Consider the following 2,336-nt stretch of genomic DNA (forward strand, 5'->3'; position numbering starts at 1 on the left):
GAGCTTTTGACTGAGAAATTCCGTTATTTCCTTTATTTTGAAAGTAATATTCAACCAATGATGGATATTGATTTCTAGGGAGGTACTGGATGAATCAAGAAGAAAATCAACAACAAGAGGGGAACTGGGGACTGCCTCGTGGTCTTTACACGCAGGTAAAGTACTACGGTGTTCCTGTAATGAAAGCTTTTATTATAGTGGGAAGCTTTGTTTTTCCGCTACAATTTAAGGATGTATTTTTCCCAAGAGGGCAGGAGCTGAAGTTCCTAATCAATTTAATCTGTACAATGACTTTAACGATTTATTGGATGATCCCGTCTTCGTCTGGTGGAAATAAGTTCTGGGAATTTATTCATGCACACCGTCGGACAAAGAAACGTTATTATCCGATAGATAAGAACTGTTATCCAGAGTTGAGAGATGACGGCTCAAAAAACCGTCGCTACTTAATGGATAAGGCTGCAGAACGTTTAGGAAGGAAGTATAAATAGATGAAGGAGATGACTAACCATAATCTTAGTAAGACTCCTTATATTGACAAATACACAACAGACCTTACTGAGAAAATCAGACCTAAACGTCAAGATTTTGTGGCTTGGGGTAGACAAGATGAAATCAGACAAGTCTTTATCTCACTGAACCGATTAGAAAAAAACTCGCCTGTTCTGATTGGTGAAGCTGGTGTAGGTAAAACAGCTATTGTAGAGGGAATTTGTGCGGATATTCTTAACAATAAAGCCCATGTCCCAACACGTTTCCAAGGTAAGCAGGTTAAGCAACTAGAATTATCTGCTATCCAAGGGAAAGAATTTGACCATACTGGTAAAGAGGTGAATATCATTGCTAAAATGGACGGATTGATTAAAGAGTTTATGGCTCATAAAGATGAGTTTATTCTCTTTATTGATGAAGTGCATACTATTATGGGAACTGGGGTTGAGGGTAGTGCCCTTGACGTCGCAAATAGCTTGAAACCAGCCTTATCTCGTGGGGAAATCTATCTTATTTCAGCCACCACAGCTGATGAGTTTATGATTATTGAACGAGATCCTGCAATGGAACGACGTCTACAACCAGTTTACGTTGATGAACTGGATAAAGAGGCATCGATATTGGTCTTGAAAAAACGTCGTCCCAAGTACAAACGAGAACTTGACATTGAAATTCCTAATGATGCTATTAAGGCAGCAGTAGAATTATCTATTCGTTATATTACGGATAAAATGCTTCCAGATAAAGCTATTGATATTATTGATGAAGCTTCAGCGACTGCAAATATCGATGGAAAATCAGAGATTACCTTAAGAGACATTGCGAATGTTATTCACCGTAAAAAAGGTATTCCAATGGAAAGTCTACTACGCACGTCTTCAACTCCAGTGGATTTTGCGGAAGGGATGCGTGCTGTTGTTAAAGGGCAAGATCATGTGATTCGAACTATAGCACGCCTTATGTATAAGGGAATCCAGGGAGGGCAGAATAAGAGGAGACCTCTTGGAACTCTTCTTTTACTTGGAACAACAGGTACAGGTAAAACTGAATTGGCGAAACAAGCAGCCAAACAACTGTTTGGTAGTGAAGAAGCGATGATTCGGTTGGATATGTCAGAATACATGACTGATAATGCTGTTGTTCGTCTTATAGGAAATGACGAGCGAAAAGGTGACTTAACGGAAAAAATTAAGAAGAATCCCTACTCGTTAGTACTATTGGACGAGTTAGAAAAGGCTCATCCAGATGTCTGGGCTTTATATTTGCAAATGCTTGATGACGGGCATTTGACTGACGGACGTGGACGAAAAATCAATTTTAAGAATACGTTTATCATTGCGACATCAAACGTGGGGCATAAGCGAATCAGAGATAAATATATCACCTCTGGTCAAACCTTTACAGAAATGAACAAGACTGACTATAAAGAGTTCATGAAGGACATGAGAGATGAGTTAATCAAGATCTTTAAACGTCCTGAATTTATCAACCGTTGGAAAATTGAAGTGACTAATATCTTGACGAAACAAACCATTGATAAGATTGTCTATTCAAAAATGGCAGTACATGAGAGTACTTGGTTTAAAGAGCATCATATCCTTATTAATTATGAGGATATTAAGGATGGTGACCAAACTATCGATGGCAAAAATTACTTCTATGAATATCTTAGTAGTGTCGGTGTTAGCCCAGAAGATGGAGCAAGGCCTTTAGAGAGAACTATTGATGAAGTGTTAACAGATGAAATCTTTGAGCAATTGTATTTCCTTGGGCGAAAGCCAGAAGATTACTTTATAGTTGACGTGTCTCTATCTGGACATGCACCAGGAACGTTTGCGTATGGG

General features: G+C 38.7%; 2 protein-coding genes. Both read left to right on the forward strand.

From position 1 onward, the window contains the following. Positions 1-89 precede the first annotated feature (89 nt). A complete protein-coding gene (locus O3670_RS10980; protein ID WP_371596169.1) occupies positions 90-491 on the forward strand; it encodes a hypothetical protein in 402 nt (133 codons plus the stop codon). After that, positions 492-2,336, forward strand: a 1,845-nt coding sequence (locus O3670_RS10985) for an AAA family ATPase (protein WP_371596170.1), incomplete at its 3' end; no start/stop codon positions are given.

Source organism: Streptococcus sp. 27098_8_74, from assembly GCF_041431705.1.
In the GTDB taxonomy this organism is placed as follows: Bacteria; Bacillota; Bacilli; order Lactobacillales; family Streptococcaceae; genus Streptococcus; species Streptococcus salivarius_E.